This is a genomic window from Clostridium estertheticum (assembly GCF_018861295.1).
Classification (GTDB): Bacteria; Bacillota; Clostridia; order Clostridiales; family Clostridiaceae; genus Clostridium_AD; species Clostridium_AD estertheticum_D.
This window is the reverse complement of sequence record NZ_JAHLDM010000027.1, coordinates 22,639-43,546: the sequence shown is the minus strand read 5'-3', so window position 1 is coordinate 43,546 and position 20,908 is coordinate 22,639. Positions and strand designations below refer to the sequence as shown.

Genomic DNA, 20,908 nt, shown 5'->3' with positions numbered 1-20,908 from the left:
GCTGAAGGGTTACAATGTGATTTATGAAACTGATTCGATGAAAGCACACTGATAAGTATAGGGAAAAAATAAAGAGGGTATTTCAAATTTGTAAAAAAGGATGAGGTAATGATTATTTACATAATCTTACGAGTCAAAATATGGAAAATATAATTTTAATAGTACCTATGTAACCGAAATAGCAAGTGAAAGATGGAAACAAGGTTTATTAAAACATGGCGGGGTAGAGGACAACCAAGGGGATATTCAAGTTGTTATAAAAGCAAATGGGTTAAACATAATACACATAAACAGTTAAGATTTGTAGAATTTGAGGATGAGTTAATTTTGGATACCGAGTTAGAGCAGTTTATTGAGAAGAAAGCAAGGTGTATATCTGAAGTTAGTAGAATATTTGAGTCTTGGGGGACTAATATACACATAGTTCAGCCTAATGGATATGTAAAGGTATTAAAAACAACAACAAATGATGATACTTATTATGTGCTAATCAATTATAAAATAGTTAACATGCTTGATAATTTGATAAAGGAAAGTAAATTGGAAGAATATTTAAAAGAAGAAAAACAAATTGGATTATTTGGGTAAATCATTTTATGTATGTCAAATGATAGCAGTAAAAACTCTACAAATTCAGTACCCAAAAAATTTTAGGTAAGTATTTGTAGGGATTAGGTACGTTAATCTAAATTTATTGTTGTAACTATGTAAGATTATCAAATCTGAAATGTAATGGTTCGGTTTTTAAGTGGTAAAAGGCCTGTAAACAACTAAAGGTTAGGTTCATATTTAGTATATAAACTGAGTGCAGTTGTATCTTTATATTTTAAGTTTATGGGGTAATAGAGTTTTAAAAGGTATATAGGTCTTAAATTATGTTGTTTTATTTAGACATAGCTAATTACATATAAAGAAAGTACAGACCTAAACTTATTATTTATCTAAATATCGAGTTAATTTTAGTATTACAATATACGAAGTAATTAAGGTTGTAGAATCCTATTTCAATTTTGCAAGAACGGCAGTGATATTATTTATATAGCTAAAGACTAGTTAAGAGACTTGGGGTAATCTTGGAGTTTTATTTTTTACCTGGTTTTATAAATGTTGTGAACTAACTAAGGATGCAATATTATGAAAATAACGATAAATGAATATAAAACTAATGTAGAAATACTTAGATGCTTTGTTGATGAAGCAGCGTTATCAATAGAGGATATAACTGAAATTATTGAGGATGTTACTTAATTAATATCTTGATATAGTGATGGGTTTGAATGAAGATGCTTTATACATAATAAATATAAGTCACTATTGTTAATTTGTTGTTTATACTGTACTTAAGTGAAAACCTTTAGAGGCAGTTACAATAAATGAGTAATATATAAAGTTAAATTAGGTTGATAATAATTTATTTGAGTATTAAATAAATACAGGTCAATGAGTTAAGAAGAGTTTAAATGGTAGGGGTAATCCTGGAGTTTTACTTTTTTATCTAAAGGAGTGTTAAAATGAATACAGCAATGCAATGTATATTCAAGCGTAGAAGTATTAGAACATATACTTCACAAGAAGTGAGTAAAGACGTGATTATGTTATTATTAAATGCAGCTAAGTGGGCTCCGTCTGGTAACAACATACAACCATGGAAGTTCTCTATAGTAATGAATAACAAAGAATTAATAAAAAAATTATCCGCACTTACTGTATACCATAATTGGGTGGAAAATGCACCATGTTTAATAGCAGTATTTCTAGATAGTAAATCTTTAGACGATAAAATACCAAGCATTTACTTGAAACATGCTCAATCAATTGGAGCTGCGATACAAAACATGCTACTTACTGCACATGAACTTGGTTTAGGAACTTGCTGGATTGGTGAAATATTAAAAAATGAAGGTAAAGTAAGAGAATTATTAGAGGTCTCAGATGACTTGCAGTTAATGGCTGTTATATCTGTTGGATATTCAAGTGGAAAGGAATTAAATTCTAAGAGAAGGGATATCTCTGAAAGTATTGTAAGCTGGGTTTAAAGATAATCTGGTTATACAAAACAATAATCCTGAAATAGATTGAGGGTGAACTAGATGTCATTAATGATTGAAATCCAAATGAGTAAAGCAATGAGTAAGGCAGTATTTAGCACTACATATGAAAGAAAAAATTTATATATAATAATTCTAATAGTATTGTCAACTATATCAGTTGTGTACTTGTCACTAAAAGGCCCATCTATTAATTTAGATGAAAATCAGATTCTATATATATATATTCAACAAGCGCTCAAGTAATTGCTGGGTTATATGGATTAACATTAGCAGGCTTTACATTCTTCGAATCAAAGCTCAAAGATATTGTCTTAGAAGATGAGACTTATTATGATCACATTGAATCGTTAAAGAAAATTTATCATCGTGATATCACAACGATTGGAGCAATAACAATTTTAGCCATACTAATGTGTATTTTTAGTCTTTCATTCTTTAGAGTTGTTTTTAATGAACAATTTCCAATTAATCTAACATTAACTATAACAATGGCTCTTGTTGTTACTGCTGTTACTTCTATAGTGCAGTTTAGTATAAAACTTCTAGATCCTAATAAATTAAGTCAAATAGAAAAAAGTATTAAAGGCCTTATTGAGGAGCATAAGTCGCACAAAAATGTTAAAAAAGATGATACTCAAATGTCTAATGCAATGTTATTTGAATTTATGAAGAACTATAACGAACTTGAGTCAACAATAATTGATTTTGCTCAAAAACTAGATAAAATTTATGTGAGTAGACCTACTCGAAAAACGAAGCCTAGAATTATAGATGCACTTAAAATACTTAGCTACAATCAAATTATTAACTCTTAGGATATAGAAACAATTAATAGGCTGAGACAATATAGGAATGTTATGGTTCATGGAATCAACTTTAATATTGATGAAGTGATTTTAAGCATTCTTAAAACGTATAATGATGGTATGGGTAATATTTTAAAAGCTGAAAAAAATATAGAAGCTCGTATGGAAGCTTATAAAGAGTTGAGAAAAAATGTGGACAAACTAAATAATAAGTAATTCATTTGCTTAACAATGTATTACTATAGGAGTGGGAGAAGTTAATAATAAAGCTATATTCTTATAAAGTAAGAAAGGATTTAGTTACATTAAATGCTGGAATGCAACGCCAATAGAGTATTAGGGAAATTAATTAAAGGAGGTGTAATGATGAGAGAGGTAAATATGTTTGTATCATATTGTCAGAAAGATGCAGTATATGCTGAGAATATTGATTTGTATTTTAAAGATAAGAATATTGTTATACATAGAGATATAAGAGATATTAGTCCTTTCAAGAGTATACGTGAGTATATGCAAACAATCAGAGATATGGATTATGCAATATTAATTATAACAGATAACTATTTAAAATCTTTTAACTGTATGTATGAAGTATTAGAAGTTATGAAAGAAAGAAATTATGAACATAAAATTTTCCCTGTAATAGTTGAAACAAGTATTTATTCAGATTCAAAGATAATATCTTATATAAAGTATTGGGAAGTTAAGTATAAGGAATTTAAAAATGAGTTTACACAAATAGATATTGTTAATGCAGGTAATCTGATAGAGAATTTAAAAAGAACACAAAACATTTGTTCATCTATGGGTGAGTTCTTGAGTAAAGTCGCTGATATGAATAATTCGAATATTACAGAGGTAAATGTAGCAATAGAGAACAAGTTAATAGAGCAGGGATTGCTAAATGAAAAGGTAACTACTAATAATACAATGAAAGAAAATAGAGATGTTTTTGCAAGTTTAAATATTCCAAGAGTTAATACAAATTCAGAACCAACAGATTTGGAGAAGAATAAGTTTATGACTACTAGTTTTGAAAATATAAATAAGGTGCTTAAAGAACTCTGTAATCAGGTAGAGATAGAAAATAGTAATATTAAAATTGAAATTGAACCGGTAGATAACAGAACTATTATATATGAGTTTTATAGGAGTGGACAGCAAATTACAGCATTAAAATTATTTTTGGGAAACGGGTTAAGTGGCAGAGATAAGACTATAGGTTTATCTTGTGATAAATATTCTTTTGGCAGTAATAATTCATTTAATGGTATAATATCCTCAAAAGTACAAGATGGAGAATTAGTATTATATTTCACAATGGGATTTTCACTTAGTAAAATGGCTACATCTATTGAAGAAGTAGTAAGTGAAATATGGAAAAATTATATACAACCGTATCTAAGTAGATAGATTCTAGAGCAAATTTAATTAAAAGTGGACATTTAGATGATCAATAATTATCATTGAGGATAATCGTAATAAAACTGCAGGTAAATGTCTTGTTTTAAAAAATAATTTAATTTATGGTGCATAAATAAAACGTTATATATTAAGCATTAAAGTATATATAGTTCTCTTAAACGTATATAATCAGTAACTCAAATAACAAATAAGAAAGTATATTACATCCGTGGTAATCATGATGTATTTAAGCCTGATAAAGATGACATGTATTTTCTCTCGAATGCATATAAGCTGGGATAGAGAAAGACTTTATTCCATTTGAGTTAATGCATATTGCATTTTATGGGACAGATAGAGAGGGAAGTGAAGAGGACTTAGAAATCGGGTTAAATAAACTTGGTAATATGAAGGGGAAATTTCTAATTACACATCAACCGCCATATAGTTTATGTGATTTAGGGGATAGTGGTCATAATTATGGTTCTAAAGCAATTAGAGATATCATAGAGAAAAAACAGCCTGCAGTTATATTTTGTGGTCATGTACATGAAGATATTGGTATAGCAAAAGTACATTTTACTGTTGTAGTAAACAGTGCTTCTAGTAATGGTTCATCCAAGGGTATAATTTACGACACAAAATCTAAAACTTGCGAAAATAAATTTTTTATTGAAGGTGGATTTGAATGAATACAAGGTTGAGCGTACTCTAAGTTGAGTATGTTCTTTTTTTACAGTAAAGAATACGTAATTGATGTGATAGTCTTTAAATTTTATATTGATTATTTTTGCATATAATGAAGGAAAAAGCAATTTAATGTTGAACTATTATATTATAAAGTATGAGTTGAATGGTTACCTGTAAACTTTACATATGTGTTTTAAAGAAAAGTTATAACTTATTAAATAATAATTAGGAGGAGAAGTTTTTGAACGATTTCGATAAACTAATACTAACCAATAATGAGGCAGAATTAATTAATATGCTTTGGAATGAAAGAACAATTGTAGAAAGAAAAAATATTCTTGATATTACAATATTAGGGGATGCACAAGAATATATAATAAAATCTTTAATAAGTAAAAATTTTATAGAAAAAACTTCACCAAGATTTGTAAAATTAACATCAAACTGTATAGATTTCTTATTATACATTGAGTTAAACAATATTAAGATTACAGAATATATAGATTAAAGAAGACTGTAGTAGGCACAAACTATCTAATAGAATAATTTAAGTTATAACTTGGATGGACCTATTGAAGTTTTTTGAGGAAACTATGATGATAATGAAGAGTAGATAAAATACAGGGTATTCATTTAAGAAAGATAAGATAACTTTAAAAGCACATAATTAATAAATTGGAGGATAAGATGGAAAAGATAAACCCACAATTTTATAACTTTGATGAATTTCTTCAAGGACGCTTGTTTGAAATTCCTGAGTATCAAAGAGCATATAGCTGGACTAGCAAGCAACGTAAAGACTTATTTAATGATATAAAAAAATTATATAGCTATCCTGACTTTGATGAAGGAACTCGCAATCATTTCTTAGCGACAGTAGTTTGTTGTAACAAAAAAAGAAAAGAAAAGTATGGTACCGAAATATTTGAAATATTTGATATCGTTGATGGACAACAAAGGATTACAACCTTAATTATTTTACTGAAAGCCATTCATAAGAAGTTACTAGATCTAAACGACGCTAAGTTTAAAAAAGAAATTATTAAGTTAGACGATATATTTGTTAAGGATAGTGATAACAGACTAATCCTAATACAGAATAATCATGATAGTTCGCTTATATTAAGAGATTATTTATTATCGGGTAAAGAGGCAGACAGAAAAAAAATTAAAACCAAGGCAGAATATAATTTGTTATATGCTTTTTCAGAGTGCCAAAAATTCGTAGAGGAGTGGTGTGAAAATGATGATATATTAGAACTATTAATATTGATAAAGTACAGATTATGTTTTGTGTTCCATGAGTTACAGAATGAATCAACGGTATATACTGTTTTTGAAGTATTAAATAGTAGAGGGCTTGAAGTTGATTGGCTTGATAAATGTAAGAGCATGTTAATGGGTATTGCTTATGAGGAGAATAGCACGGATAGTACATTAAATTTTTTACATAAGTATTGGTCATTAATCTATAGAACTATAGGTATTAATGAAGTGCCTGGAAGTGAAATTTTAAGGTTTGCAGCAACTCTATATTATACTAATGACCAAAGTAGAGTTATGAAACCGGAAGATGCAATTGAATGTTTTAGAAAGATAACTAAACAGTCAACAAGTAAGGTAGTAGATATTTCAAAATGGCTTCTAGATGTAGCATCAGAGCTTAGCGAAATCTATTCTAATGTAAGATTAACAGCTGTAACAGATAAAATACATGCAAGGTTAGTCGCTGTTGCAATAAAACTATCTGAACATTTCGATGAGAACGAAAAGGAAATTCTTTTGCAACAGTGGGAAAAAGTTACCTTTAGAATATTTGGACTTTATCAAAAGGATTCTAGGACAAAAATAGGTGAGTACACAAGATTAGCCCAAAAGATTATGGGAATAAATGATAATATGACATATATAAAAGAAAAGGGCAAATTCAATGAAGTTTTTAACGAGCTAGTTAAGTTAGGAATCGATTACCCAGCAGCAGGAATTTCCAAAGCACTTGAAGATGCTAATTGTTATAATGGTTGGGAAAAAGAAGCAATATATTTCTTTTACAATTATGAAAGGTATCTTTGTGGGGAGAATGGATATAATTTCCCGAAGGCTTTCTGGGATAAAATATGGGAGAGTTCTGTTCAAGACAGTATAGAGCATATATATCCACAAACAGAGAGTCTAGCATGGAGAGGAAAAGTTACCAAGAGAAAGGAATATCATGCAAATAGAATAGGTAATTTATTAATATTACCCATAGGGTTAAATAAACAGCTACAAAACAATGGTTTTGATATTAAAAAATCAAAGTATAGCGATACGCTTATGTATTCGGCTAAGGATGTAGCAAAATATAATGAGTGGAATATAGTAACAATTGAAGAAAGGACAAAAAAACTACTTGAGTGGGCCCAGAAAGAATGGGAAGACATAAAATTATAAAGAAATAATAAGAGCGAATTATGATTTTGGTGTAGTATGAGTACAGGTAGCAGTTAAAATAAATAGAACTTGGTGTAGTGATTCGATTATACGGTTATAGCATTTAAACAACTTGACAGTAGTAACTCTGTTTGGATATGATTCTACGGAGTAGTATTAGTATAATGACCGAATAAAAAGTAAGTGGTTGATATATATAGATCATATAAGTATTCTAAATAACTAAAATAGCACTTTACTACCAAGTGGAGTGCTATTTTAGTTATTTACCTTTATATTATGTTAGTTTATTTCGACTTGTAAATTATAGATACGAAAGTGCCACAATTTATAGTAACATTTAACTATAGTTACATGATACATGAAGAACGGAAGAGAATAATACACATAAACCCACTGGATAGGTTGTAAAAGTGTATCACACTAATGGATATGGTTGTTGATACATTACATAATAAAGCTATGATAATAATAAATCCATAGGGAGTTGTTAAAATGATATATAGCTATGAAAGAGTCTCAACAGTAAACCAGGATGAAAAGCGTCAAGAGATAGCATTAAGTAATATTAAAACAGAAAAAAGTTTTATTGATAAAATAAGTTGTAAAAATGCAGATAGACCAGAGTTAAACAAATTAAAGATAGCAGCTAAAAAAGGTGATAATGTTTATATAGAGAGTATATCCAGGTTAGGACGTAACGTCGAGGATCTAAGGCAATTATGTGACTACTTTACAGACAAGGGTGTTATTTGTTCACTTTGTGAAAGAACGCTTCACCACAGTAGGCAATACCTACAAATTCATGTTATCAATATTAGGAGCGGTTGGAGAAATGGAAAGAGAAATCATAGTTGATAGGGTAAACGAGGGTATACAGAAAGCCAGGCTATAAGGAACCAAGAGTGGAAAGCCTATTGGTAGACCTGTAAGAAATTCACCTATGAACTTTAAGAAGTATTATAGTAAATGGAAGGCAGCTGAGATTATAGGTGTTGATTTTGCAAAACTATTGAAGATAAGTAGAGCAACACTATATAGAAATATAAAAGAATATGAACTTAGAGGAAGTAAACAATAGTATGAATAAGGAAATGGAGTTATATCCAATAGGAACATAAAGAAGAAAAGTGATAAAAGATTATTTTAACGCTATATCTACGCTTCAAGATAAAATAATTCCAGGTACAAGTGGAAAAGAACTTACAATAAAGTTCTTAACTGAAAATAAAGATAAAGAAGAAGTATCTGTAATTTTAGACGGAGTACAAGTACCTCTTAATACCAGATTCTATAATATATATAATGGAGAATATAGAAAAAAGAGATGTAGTATTGCCAGATTTCCATAGAGATTTTGTTTGGGATGAGAGCAAAACTTATGATTTATTTGATTCCTTAGTTAAAGATATTTTTATTGGTCCAATAATATATGGGGTTCCGTCATTTGAAATTACAGTTAAACAGATAGATGATAGGTTAAGAAAAACTAAAGAAAAAAGAAGAGAAAAACTAAGGAAAGGAAAAAAGAGATAGAGGAATTTACTAAGGATTTGTGGGAATAGTTTTATGGAGCAGAGATGCTCTTTTTTTTATGGATTTAAACATAGGTGGAAGATTAGAAACAAGAAAACATGTGGATGGTGCTAATGCTTATGTCTACACAAACTAGATTGTATTTGTAGTATTAAAAATCAGTTAATATACTCTAGGAGGTAAATCTTGAAGTTTATTATTTTATTTTATAAAATTTAAAGGAAATTAAGTTTATTTAATGAATATTGGTATTATAGTAAATGTTTAGAAAGAAACATGACAATCAAGATACAAATATATAAAGAAAAGGGTGAAATTATGATAATCTCAAAGATAAAAGTAAAAAATTTTCGGTTACTAAAACAATTTGAACTTGATTTAGAAAAAGAATTATCATTGGTTATCGGTAAAAATAATTGTGGAAAAACGTCATTCTTATCTATTTTAGATAAGTTTATTGGGTACAAAGCGAATATAAACAGTTTTGCATATGACGATTTTAGTGTTGATTTTCAAAAGGAATTAGAAAAAAAAGTAGAAGAAAATTATAACCCTCTAAATAATGATGTATTATTCCCTTTAGGAATTTCTATGAAATTATTCATAAAGTATTGTGAAGATGATAACTTATCAAACATAAGTGCTGTTATGATGGATTTAGACCCCGATAACAAAAACATTGTGTTAGGGTTCGAATATGATTTAGCTCAAGATGACTTTAATACATTAAAAGAGCAATTTAATAAGTATAAAGATATACATTTGGATAGAGATAAAGAATTAGAAAATAAAGATGAACTTGCTAAAAAATATTTTCAAGATTTTATTAAGAATGAATATAAAAGGTATTTTAAGTATTCAAAAAAATCAATTGCTTATGATTTAATTAATGAAATAGAAAAAGATGATGAGTATATAGATCTAGATAAGAATAAAATAAGTTTAGATAATATTATAAATTTTAAGTTTATAAGCGCACGTAGGGCAGTTTCGAATGGAGAAACAGATAGTACACTTTCCGCTCTTTCTTCCAAGTACTACGAAAAGATCGAGGAAAATGAAGATCAAAAGACTGCATTAGATAGCTTTAGGGATGAAATTATTAATACAGATAGAGAACTCGATAAAATATATGATAGTTTATTTGATGATGTTATTAATAAAGTTAAAAAATTTGGAGGTATAAAACCAGGTGAATCTGCTATTCAAATAGTATCTTCATTAAAGCGTAAAGAATTATTGAAGGGAAACACTACTGTAATGTATAACCACAATGAAACAAATTTGCTGCCAGAAAATTACAATGGATTAGGGTATTTAAATTTAATTAGCATGATTTTTGAAATAGAAGTAGATCTAGGAGAATTTAGAAGAGAAGGAAAGGAAAATGAGAAACCAGCGGACATTAATTTGTTCTTTATTGAAGAACCAGAAGCGCATACTCACCCACAGATGCAGTATGTGTTCATAAAAAATATTAAAGACATTTTAAAGGAGGGATGCAGTGGTAGCGGAAACAAAAGGCCATTTAACATTCAAACTATTATTACAACACACTCTTCCCATATAACATCTGAAAGTAAATTTAATGATATAAAATATTTTTATAAAACAAAAAATGGAAATGTTCTAGCCAAAAATTTAAAAGATTTAGAAGTTGAGTATTCTAGGTCACAAGATAGGGGAATACAGCAATTTAAGTTTTTAAAACAATACTTAACTTTAAATCGGTCTGAATTGTTTTTTGCAGATAAAGCAATATTAATTGAAGGTGATACAGAACGAATATTAATGAGCGCTATGATGAAAAAAGTAGATCAAATAGAAAGCAATTCAGGGGTTCCAATGCTGTCTCAAAATATTTCTATTGTTGAAGTAGGGGCATATTCTCATATATTCGAAAGATTCATTGACTTTATTGGGATAAAATCATTGATTATAACAGACATAGATTCGGCAAAGTATGTAGTGTCAACAAAGACAGATGGTACATGTAAGAGAAATAAGGAGGGTGAAAAGATCCGTGTTATTTCAGCATGTAAAGTAGATGATGATGATGCAGAAATTACAACAAATGCAGCACTAAAGTTTTTTTACTCGATGTGTTTAGATAAATTAAAAAAATCTGAAGAAGATTACAATATGCTACATTTTTTTGCTAAACTGCCTTTTAATAAAAAGAAATTGATAAGAAATTGTGAAACAGATAATTGGGAGCAAAGTGCTATAGGAGAGGTTGCAGTTACATATCAAGGGTTAGATATAAATTTAAAGGGAGTTAATTACTATGCTAGGAGCTTTGAGGATGCCTTTTTTCATATAAATAGAGAATTTATTGTTGCTAATAGTGTAAATTTTAAGAGTCTTAAACATATTGACTATTTTGAAGATGAGAATAATGATGCTTATTTTTTAGCTGAAAAGTGCATAGATAAGAAGCCGTCATTCGCCATGGAAATTTTACTTAACAGTAAGTCTGATGATGGAAATGAATTTAGTAACTGGGATATACCAAACTATATAGAGGAGGGATTACTATGGTTGAAGCAAGATTAGAGCCCGAAGTTGAAGAAGTTTTTAGGAACATTAATAATGGAGATAATTTTTTATTAAGTGGTGGTGCTGGTAGTGGTAAAACTTACTCATTGGTTCAAGTAATAAAAGAAGCTATTAGGAAGAATCCTGCAGCCAATATAGTATGTATGACATATACTAATGCTGCTGTAAAAGAAATTGAGGAAAGAGTTAATCATAAGAATTTAAGAGTTTCTACAATTCATGATTTCTTATGGGATAATATAAAAATGTTTCAAAAGCAGCTAAAGAAATCACTTCTAGTTATTATAAATGATGATGAGTATAAAATAAAAAAACCAAATGAAGATTGTGAAGAAATATATATAAATGAATTTGAAAACGGAATTACTTACAAGGAACATTTGAATATAAAGAATGGAGAAATTTCGCATGATGAAGTTCTTATAGTGGCTAATTATATGTACAAGAATTATAAGGTCTTATGTGATATTTTAAAAGATAAGTATAAATTTATATTTATAGATGAGTATCAAGACACAAACCCATTAGTTGTGCAAATATTTCTAGAATATTTACTCCAAAGTAAAAAAAAATGTATTGTTGGTTTCTTTGGGGACTCTATGCAATCTATTTATGATGATGGCATTGGGGATTTAAGTAAGTACATTGAATCAAATATTATACAAGAAATTAAAAAGATACAAAATAGAAGAAGCCCACAGTTAGTTATTAATTTGGCGAACAATGTAAGGACAGATGGATTGATACAAATACCTTCATCAGATAATAATGCTCCCAATATGAGAAATGGACAGGCTAAAATGGGAAATATAAAATTCTTGTATTCATCAAATAATGATTTAGATAAATTGAAAAATACGAAGTGGTTTGCTGGATGGAAGTTTGAAGATGCAAAGCAAACTAAAGAGTTGAGTCTAACTCACAATCTGATAGCACCAAAAGCAGGGTTTGGCAATCTTATGGACATATATGGGAAAGATCCAATTATAAAATTGAAGAATGACGTAGTAAGCAAGATTAAAAAAAACAACATGGTTATTGAGGAAAATCTTACTTTTGGGCAAGTTGTGTCTTTAGTTCAAGTAAAAAATGTAAAAAAACTCTTAAAGGTAGATTTAATTATGGATAATACAGAGGATAATAAATTATATGAACAACTTAAGGATTTACCATTTTCTATAGTAAGAAAAATTTACTTTGATGTAGACTCATTGATAGATGATAAAAAGGATGATGCTGATGATCAAACAAAAAGTGATTCTAAAAGAGATGATTTAATGAAACATCTTTTTAAAATACAAATGCTAGTACAATTGTATGAAAATAAGAGGTATAGTGAATTTATTAGAAAAACTAAGTTTAAAATAGATTCAATAATCAAAAAAAAGGAAATAAAAGAAATAGTTGAAATAATCAAATCAATGTCTATGTCTACTATTGAGGAAGTAATTAACTTTGCAGATGAAAAAAGAATTTGCAAAAAGGATGATAAATTTACTGATTTTATAGAAAAAAATGAGTATCTTTATAAACGTGTAAAAAGAATCAAATTCCTAGAGTTTCAAAATTTATACAATTATTTAGAGGGGCACACTCCATTTTCGACTCAACATAAAATTAAAGGTGCAGAATTTGATAATGTTCTTGTCGTTTTAGATGGTGGTGGATGGAATAAATACAATTTTGAATATTTACTAGATGATAGCATTCAATCTACATTAAGTAAAAGCAAACAAAAATCTTATGATAAAATTCTTATGAGAACTAAAAAAATATTTTATGTTTGCATTACAAGAGCAAAGGAAAACCTAGTTGTTTATTACAATAGTCCATCATTATCAATAATAAACAAGGCTAAAGAGTGGTTTGGCGAGGAAAATGTACTTGAATGTTAATATGGTACTAAGGAGCAGTCTAAGAACATAGGTAGTAGTGATAGTTATTCTTGTGGGCCTACAACTTGATCAAATATTGATAACATATTGGTGTAACTAGCATATAATGTGACAAAAAATAACACAACTATAGCACAACACGACTAAAAAAATGCATGATTAAAAGTAAAAATATGTGTATGATAAAATTTAGGATACAGTAATATAAACGATTATAACATCGCTGGTTACAACTGGGCATAAGCTGCAGTTTTTGGTTTGACTTTTTAAATTATTATTAATACTATAATTAATACTATAATTAAAAGATAATAGTAGAGAAAACTTTTGTTGGCGTTTATTTGGTGTTTATTTTGTGTTTATTTCGCTGAGGATCACATCAATTTACTATAGGATACTTCAAGTTAATATTGTGTAAGCATTGATATACAAGGGCTTACACAATATTGCCTAAGTTAAAACAGGTTATCTACCGCATTATGAACCAGTTGGCAGGGGGTTTAACTCCTGTCAGACTCGATGCTTATATTCTAAAAAAATACTTGTATAAAAATATGGAACGATGTAGGAAAAAGAAAAGAATGTGAGGTATAAAGATAAAATTAGGTATTAACGAAGGGTACAGGAGGTCTTTAGAGACATGACAAAGTGCTAAGTGGTACAAGTATACCTTTAGACTAATTATAAATGTACCGGAAGTGTCGATAATACCGTACTTATAATAAAAAAGGGAGAGATAAATGAAATGATATTTAAAGGAATAGGAGCAACAACACATATCGATGGTCATAATATGAAGATGAGTAAAGAAGCTTTAGAATCAGCTGCTGACCAAATTAATAAAAGTGGTAGAGTACCATCGGTAGGATTAAATCATGATAAAACAATTATGCCATTTGGAAAAATAATTGAAGCCGAAGTTAGTATAATGGATGATGGTGAGTATAAAATCGAGATTACTCAAGAAATCTTTGAAAATGCTAAAGTATTGGAATTTAATGATGGAGAGAAATATATTGAGCAAAAGAGTGAAAGTGACAAACGCCCATTTGTAGAAGATAATTTAAATATAGATAAAATAGGATTAGGTTATGATCTAGTTAATTTTGAATCTCAAGAAGCTTTGGATGAGTTTTTATTGAGTTTAACCGATGAATACGATATAGAGCTACAGTTATTCGTAAGGAAACAATTAATACCTGATCCAGAGATTATATTTGCGATATCAAGTAGTGTTTTTGGAATATTAGTTGGAAAGAAACTAGTTGATAAAGTGATTGACAAGTTTATGGATAAAGCACTCGTTGAAGTAGATAATTTTTACAATTTTGTGAGAAGTACAATTTCTAAGTATATAAAATATGCCATACCTAAAAATAGACCAATAACTTATGTTTTTCAGATGTCTGAAGGCATGGATATTGAATTAATAGCAATCACACTAGAAGTTGAATTGCTTATGAGGGCACTTGAAAAAGATAAAATACAAAAGGTATTAAGTAGAATTGAAGATTTTAAACTGAAATTTGTAATTAATAAAGTACAATTTTTACTAAATAATACTGGAGAATGGGAATTTAATTACTTGCTTACTACTGAAGGTGCTGTAATAGGTAGCGAAAAAAGTTATTCAAGAAATGTTAAAGCATTCGAACTATTTGGAAAAGAGATAAAAAATTAAGCTCATAATATTAGTAAAAAATTATTTTGTTGTATTTTAACTTAATTACAATAATTACAATATATTTTTAATGAGATGAAACTTTGGCTTTGAATTAAAGAAGATTCGGATAGTTTTAACGTCTATTTTCAGTGTTTTTGATTTATTTTTAAATATTATTAATAGGTACTACAAATAATAAATAGTACCAATCTATACACTTAAACTAATTTTGACAATGCATTGGAATAACTATAGTCTGTGATAATTAAAAATAACACAACACGAGTAAAAAAATACATATTATAAAGTGATTATATGTGTAACCAAAAATATAAAACATAGCAATACCAACATTTATAACAAACTATAGCATAATATATTTATTGAGTCGTTAAACCAGTTGGTCGAAGGTTATATTCAATGTTGACGCATAAAAACTAATGATGGCATTGCCACCGCTACATAAAATATGATTAAATAAAAACAGTTAATATTTAATTGAAAAAAATATTGTTCACCTCATAAGTAGTTTAATATCAATGATTATATGATAGTTTTTAATATATATAGATAGGATGAAATATGAGATGTAAACAAACACCACATATTGAGTGTGTTGCTAGGAGAGAGAAGAAATAGTCTGGTAGCAAAGGGGTTAGATGTTGTAATGTGAAAATTTTAGTGTGTTTTATGTTACCTCAGACGAGAGTTTGGGGAAACTTTTGGTTTAGGGGGCCCAATTTTTACGAAGAACTAAGGTTATTTACTTATAACCATTTCAAAGCTTAGACTAATATAGTACAAACACAAGCCAATGATATTAGAGAAATCATTGGCTTGTGTTATAATTAAGAAAAAAAGTAAATATAAGGGGTGAGTCTGTTATGGAGAAAGTAGTTTTATTAAAATGTGCAGATTACAACGTTGATAAAATTGAAAAAAAGCTTAGAAAAGGGTTTGAACTTTTGGGGGGCATCTCTTATTTAAGAGAGCTTATACCTGAAAATAGTAAAGTATTATTAAAGCCTAATTTCCTTAGTGTAATTGAAAAGGGATCGCCGGTTATAACACATTATGCAATGTTTGAAGCCGTTGTAAGGATAGTTAAAGAATATAGTAATAATATTATACTGGAGCTGTTAAAAATCAATTTGGTTGTATACCTGGTTCTCAAAAGGGAGGGCTACATACAAAACTAACGGATGTGAACAATTTTAGTAAAATGTTGCTGGACTTAAATTCTGTTGTCAAGACTAGTTTTGCAATTCTTGATGGTATTATTGCTATGGAAGGAAACGGGCCTAGGAATGGAACTCCTAAAAAAATGGATACAATAATTATGGGAAAATGCCTTACTGCAGTTGATTCTACGGCGGTAAGATTAATTGGCTATGATAATGTATTACAGGTACCTTTTCTAAAGGTGGCTTATGATACTAAATGGGGAGCTGTAATTCCTGAAGAAATAGAGGTGCTTGGCGAAAAAGTTGATAATATGAAATGTAAAAACTTTAAGTTATCTCGAAATGCAAAGGTAATTAATTTTATAAGTTCCACACTAAATAATTTTATAACATCTTTGGTAGCACGTAATCCAGTTTTAATAGTAGATAAATGTATAAGTTGTAAGAAATGTGGTGAGGTATGTCCAAGAAGACCTAAAGTAATTTCTTTTGTAAAGCATAATAATAATAATAATAATAATAATAAGGTGATACCAAAATGAAATTATAATAATTGTATCAGATGCTTCTGTTGTCAGGAACTTTGTCCCCAAGGTGCGATAGTAATAAAGGATAAGCTTATAAGCAAGGCGGTAGGTTTAAAATAGCAATTTCTGCAAGAGGCGAATTTCTAATAAACTACGAGATGACGGTTGATTTGGTAGTGTATTATAAGAAAGCCTCACGTCAAAGTGAAAATATAGATAGCAATGATAAATATGGTATACTTATAGAAAAATAAAGATGCATAAAAGAAAGGAAATAGCAAAAATGGATACAAAAGAATTTAAAAAAAGATCTCTAGTTTCAATATTCTTCTCATATTTTAAACCACACAAAAATTTATTTATATTAGATATGTCATGTGCATTCTTAATTGCAGTTATTGACTTATCATTTCCAGCAATAACTCGTTATTCTCTAAATGAATTATTACCTGTTAATGCTTATAAAACCTTTATAACTATTATGATTATTATGTTAATTGCTTATACATTAAGAGCTTTTTTTTACTATATAATAACCTACTATGGTCACACTTTTGGTGTATTAGTAGAAGCAGATATAAGAAGCGATTTATTTAAGCATATGCAGGAATTATCTTATGGATACTTTGATAAAAACCGTACAGGTCAGTTACTGAGTAGACTTACTGCAGATTTATTTGATATAACTGAGCTTGCTCATCATGGGCCTGAAGATGTTTTTATATCCACCTTGACAATAATAGGATCACTAGGTATCTTATTTACTATTCAGTGGAAATTAACGCTGGTTATTGCTTTAATATTACCTATATTTTTATTAGTTGTATGGTATAGACGTTCTGAAATGTCAAAAGCTTCTCTTGAAGTGAAAGAAAAAACTGCCTCTATAAATGTAAATATTGAATCAGGGCTTTCAGGCATGAAAACAGCAAAAGCATTTGCAAATGAGAATTCAGAATTTGATAAGTTTAGTGAATCAAATGATGCTTTCAAAACATCTAAAACCGAATTTTATAAGGCTATGGGATATTTCAATGCTACAATGGAATTTTTCCTTTGTATTTTGCCAGCAACAGTTATCTTAGTAGGTGGTATATTAATTATGAAAGGACAGATGAATCAAATTGATTTAATTACTTTTACTTTATATATTGCTACTTTTATAACTCCAATTAGAAAACTTTCAAACTTTGCTGAACTCTTCGCAACAGGTGGAGCTGGACTTGTACGTTTTGTAGATATGATGCGTACTGAAACTGAAATGAAAGATGATCCTAATGCTATAGAGATAGGCAGAGTAAAAGGCGAATTAGATATTGAAAATATTAGTTTTTCTTATAAAAAAGGAATTCAAGTATTACACAATATTTCTCTTCACGTCGACCCTGGTGAAACAATTGCAGTCGTAGGTCAATCGGGTGGAGGGAAATCAACATTATGTAAATTGATTCCCAGGTTCTATGATGTTGATGAAGGAAAAATTTTGCTTGACCACGTAGATATACGTAATATTACACAAGAATCATTGCATAAAAATATTGGAGTTGTAGAACAAGACGTGTTCCTTTTTGCTGATAGTATTCTTGAAAACATTAGATATGGTAGACCTGAGGCTACTCCTAAGGAAGTTGCAATGGCAGCAAAACAGGCTGAGATTTATGATGATATTATTGATATGTCTGATGGATTTAATACTTTTGTTGGAGAACGTGGTGCAATGCTTTCTGGTGGACAGAAACAACGTATTTCTATAGCACGTATATTTCTAAAAAATCCTCCATTCCTAATACTAGATGAAGCAACTTCTGCCCTTGATAGTGTTACTGAAGCTAAAATACAAGAAACTTTTGATAGTTTAATAATAGGCAGGACAACTTTTGTTATTGCTCATAGATTATCGACTGTTAGAAATGCAGATAGGATTCTTGTATTTGATAGTGGAAATATTATTGAAGATGGAAATCACGAATGCTTAATGAAAAAAAACGGTGTCTATGCTGAACTTTATAAAACTCAGCATATAAGTAAATAGATGATTTCTGAATTCACAAATATTGATACAATGGAAAACCCTTGAAATTCAGGGGTTTTCGTTGTTTTTTGGAGATTTTGATATAGGGATTTTTAAGGTCTAGTGATTAAATCCATAGATTTTTATGTTGGACATGCTTATAGAAACAGGTTGTTTCTCATAGGCTGTAGTATAAAGAGCATATGGGTAGGAGAAGATTAATTATGATGGACGAAGGTCAATTAGAACAAATAAGTAGGGCTGTTGAATTAGATGAATTAGGTGTTTTTGTAGCTTCAAACCTAAAATAACATATGTAATTTAGGAAGTATCTATATTAAATTGTGGGTACTTTTTTATTGTTAAAAATTATAGAAGGAACAACAAAAGGATAAATATGAGGTGATTGATGCAATTAATTTAGACTATATTGATTATATACAAATAGGAACTCTCTTTAAATAATAAAAGCACATCATTCCATGTGTAAAGGACATAGGTCTATTTCAAGTATAAGTAGGTTGTATTATTATAGAGGAGTAGTAATAATAACGTTTACAAAGGCGGTCATTTATTTAATAAGTTAATTCTAAAATTTAATAGGGGGGGGTATTTATGAAAAGAAAAGCATTAGCTCTAACACTAGGTTTATTATTAACACTAGCAACATTTACGGGGTGTGGAACGCAGACTAAAAAAGCTGCAGTAGGTACTGATACTACAAAGAGTAAGGCAGTCACTATTACCTATGCAATTTGGGATTCTAATCAAGAAAAGGGATTAAGAACAATGGCTAATGAATTTGAAAAAGAAAATTCTAATATTAAAATTAAGATTCAAGTAACAGGTTGGGCAGATTATTGGACAGCTCTTGAGGCCGGTGCAACTGGAGGGTCATTACCTGATACTTTCTGGATGCATTCAAATGAAATCTATAAATATGCATCAAATGATCAGTTGATGAACTTGAATGATAGAATAAAAACAAGTAAGAAGATAGAAATGAATAAGTTTCCTAGTGGATTAAAATCTATATATAATTATAAGTCAAATCAATATGCAATTCCGAAAGATTACGATACTATAGCTCTTTGGTACAACAAGACAATGTTTGATAAGGCAGGTATTGCTTATCCAAATGATAAATGGACATGGACTGATTTGCAAAAAGCAGCTAAAAAGTTAACAAAAGCTGATGGTTCACAGTATGGAATTCTTACCCCACTTCATAATCAAGAGGGATATTACAATTTTGTATATCAAAATGGTGGGACAATAATTACAAAGGATAAAAAATCAGGTTATGATGATCCAAAAACAGTTGAAGCGATGAAGTACTATGTAAACTTTGTAAAAGATGGCCTTTCACCTAAAGAATTTGGGGATGCAGAACGTGCTACTGATATGCAAAGTGGAAAATGTGCAATGGGATTCTTTGGATCATGGAATTTATCAGGCTTTTCTTCAAATGATTATATGAAGAAAAATTTTGATGTAGCAGTATTACCAAGTTCTAACAATGGCGGGAGAGCCACTATTTTTAATGGCCTTGGAAATGCAATAGCAAAAGGAACTAAACATCCAGATGAATCATTTAAATGGATTGAATATTTAAGTTCTAAAGAGGGGCAAGCAAGGCAGGCACAACTTGGTGTAGCTATATCAGCGTATGACGGAACTGCCGATGCTTGGGTTGCCTCAAATAAAACATTTAACGTAAAGGTATTTATTGATATGGTAAAATATGCTCAAATTAGACCATATTCTAATACAACTGGTGTTTGGGAAGATAAGGCATATGAGGTATTAAAGGGAGCTTTTACTGGAGAAAAAACAGTTGAACAAGCCTGCACGGATGCAGCAGCTGTAATGAATAAAAGTTTGGTACAAGAAAAATAATTATATATTTTGCGATAACCCATTATGGTTGTCGCATAGTTTTTCAATTGCGTAGCGAGTAAGGAACAAAATAAAGTAAGTAGAAAATCTAAATGTGATATTTAAATTATAGTATACAAAGATTCAAAATAAAGGTAGATCTAACAAATAACAAGATAATTAGGATTGTATGTTTTAAAGTCAAAATTGGTTTTGATAGATAAATTCTTATATTTAGAACAGAATTTATATAGATTAGGGGATGATATTA

The 20,908-nt window shown here is 29.2% G+C and carries 18 protein-coding genes and 2 pseudogenes; all 20 read left to right on the top strand.

Annotation, left to right across the window (positions count from 1 at the left end; genetic code table 11):
• Positions 1-192 precede the first annotated feature (192 nt).
• The 20 genes and pseudogenes from KPL54_RS20805 to KPL54_RS20720 all read left to right on the top strand — a co-directional run bounded on the left by KPL54_RS20805 (position 193) and on the right by KPL54_RS20720 (position 20,658).
• Positions 193-588: a hypothetical protein gene (locus tag KPL54_RS20805; RefSeq protein WP_216108452.1), complete on the top strand. Its 396-nt coding sequence runs from the start codon at positions 193-195 to the stop codon at positions 586-588.
• 923 nt (positions 589-1,511) lie between these two features.
• Positions 1,512-2,036 carry a nitroreductase family protein gene (locus KPL54_RS20800; RefSeq protein ID WP_216108451.1) on the top strand — a complete coding sequence of 175 codons (525 nt, stop codon included), beginning with the start codon at positions 1,512-1,514 and terminating at the stop codon, positions 2,034-2,036.
• Between the two features lie 54 nt (positions 2,037-2,090).
• Positions 2,091-2,294 (top strand): hypothetical protein, encoded by a 204-nt coding sequence (locus KPL54_RS20795; protein WP_216108450.1) that lies wholly within the window; start codon positions 2,091-2,093, stop codon positions 2,292-2,294.
• A gap of 167 nt (positions 2,295-2,461) precedes the next feature.
• On the top strand, positions 2,462-2,866 hold the full coding sequence (locus KPL54_RS20790; RefSeq protein ID WP_216108449.1) for a hypothetical protein: 405 nt from the start codon (positions 2,462-2,464) through the stop codon (positions 2,864-2,866).
• Positions 2,867-2,908: 42 nt separating this feature from the next.
• Positions 2,909-3,073: a hypothetical protein gene (locus KPL54_RS20785; RefSeq protein WP_216108448.1), complete on the top strand. Its 165-nt coding sequence runs from the start codon at positions 2,909-2,911 to the stop codon at positions 3,071-3,073.
• Positions 3,074-3,223: 150 nt separating this feature from the next.
• A complete protein-coding gene (locus KPL54_RS20780) occupies positions 3,224-4,270 on the top strand; it encodes a toll/interleukin-1 receptor domain-containing protein (RefSeq protein WP_216108447.1) in 1,047 nt (348 codons plus the stop codon).
• A gap of 320 nt (positions 4,271-4,590) precedes the next feature.
• On the top strand, positions 4,591-4,953 hold the full coding sequence (locus tag KPL54_RS20775) for a metallophosphoesterase family protein (RefSeq protein ID WP_216108446.1): 363 nt from the start codon (positions 4,591-4,593) through the stop codon (positions 4,951-4,953).
• Between the two features lie 239 nt (positions 4,954-5,192).
• Entirely contained in the window at positions 5,193-5,459 is a 267-nt protein-coding gene (locus KPL54_RS20770; protein WP_216108445.1) for a hypothetical protein, read from the top strand.
• A 179-nt stretch (positions 5,460-5,638) separates the two neighbouring features.
• Positions 5,639-7,384, top strand: coding sequence for a DUF262 domain-containing protein (locus KPL54_RS20765; RefSeq protein ID WP_216108444.1), 1,746 nt, complete (start codon positions 5,639-5,641; stop codon positions 7,382-7,384).
• Positions 7,385-7,879: 495 nt separating this feature from the next.
• Positions 7,880-8,080, top strand: a pseudogene (locus tag KPL54_RS26245) (recombinase family protein); the annotation flags it as partial.
• A gap of 109 nt (positions 8,081-8,189) precedes the next feature.
• The gene (locus KPL54_RS26870) at positions 8,190-8,279 is read left to right on the top strand and encodes a hypothetical protein (protein ID WP_375373008.1); all 90 of its coding nucleotides are present in this window, start codon (positions 8,190-8,192) and stop codon (positions 8,277-8,279) included.
• Between the two features lie 48 nt (positions 8,280-8,327).
• Positions 8,328-8,465, top strand: coding sequence for a hypothetical protein (locus KPL54_RS26235; protein ID WP_253203655.1), 138 nt, complete (start codon positions 8,328-8,330; stop codon positions 8,463-8,465).
• 49 nt (positions 8,466-8,514) lie between these two features.
• Complete coding sequence (locus tag KPL54_RS20755) at positions 8,515-8,736, top strand: hypothetical protein (protein WP_216108443.1); 222 nt, start codon at positions 8,515-8,517, stop codon at positions 8,734-8,736.
• Positions 8,720-8,920, top strand: a complete 201-nt coding sequence (locus KPL54_RS20750) for a DUF262 domain-containing protein (RefSeq protein ID WP_216108442.1) — start codon at positions 8,720-8,722, stop codon at positions 8,918-8,920. Before KPL54_RS20755 ends, KPL54_RS20750 begins: the two co-directional genes overlap by 17 nt.
• A gap of 318 nt (positions 8,921-9,238) precedes the next feature.
• Positions 9,239-11,476 (top strand): AAA family ATPase, encoded by a 2,238-nt coding sequence (locus KPL54_RS20745; protein WP_216108441.1) that lies wholly within the window; start codon positions 9,239-9,241, stop codon positions 11,474-11,476.
• Positions 11,458-13,374 carry a UvrD-helicase domain-containing protein gene (locus KPL54_RS20740; protein ID WP_216108440.1) on the top strand — a complete coding sequence of 639 codons (1,917 nt, stop codon included), beginning with the start codon at positions 11,458-11,460 and terminating at the stop codon, positions 13,372-13,374. The genes KPL54_RS20745 and KPL54_RS20740 overlap by 19 nt, the downstream gene beginning before the upstream one ends.
• A 745-nt stretch (positions 13,375-14,119) precedes the next feature.
• Positions 14,120-15,055 (top strand): hypothetical protein, encoded by a 936-nt coding sequence (locus KPL54_RS20735; RefSeq protein ID WP_216108439.1) that lies wholly within the window; start codon positions 14,120-14,122, stop codon positions 15,053-15,055.
• Between the two features lie 866 nt (positions 15,056-15,921).
• Positions 15,922-16,868 (top strand): annotated as a pseudogene (locus KPL54_RS20730) (DUF362 domain-containing protein).
• 163 nt (positions 16,869-17,031) lie between these two features.
• Positions 17,032-18,780 carry an ABC transporter ATP-binding protein gene (locus KPL54_RS20725; protein ID WP_216108438.1) on the top strand — a complete coding sequence of 583 codons (1,749 nt, stop codon included), beginning with the start codon at positions 17,032-17,034 and terminating at the stop codon, positions 18,778-18,780.
• Positions 18,781-19,374: 594 nt separating this feature from the next.
• Positions 19,375-20,658, top strand: a complete 1,284-nt coding sequence (locus KPL54_RS20720; protein WP_216108437.1) for an ABC transporter substrate-binding protein — start codon at positions 19,375-19,377, stop codon at positions 20,656-20,658.
• The last annotated feature ends 250 nt before the right edge of the window (positions 20,659-20,908 follow it).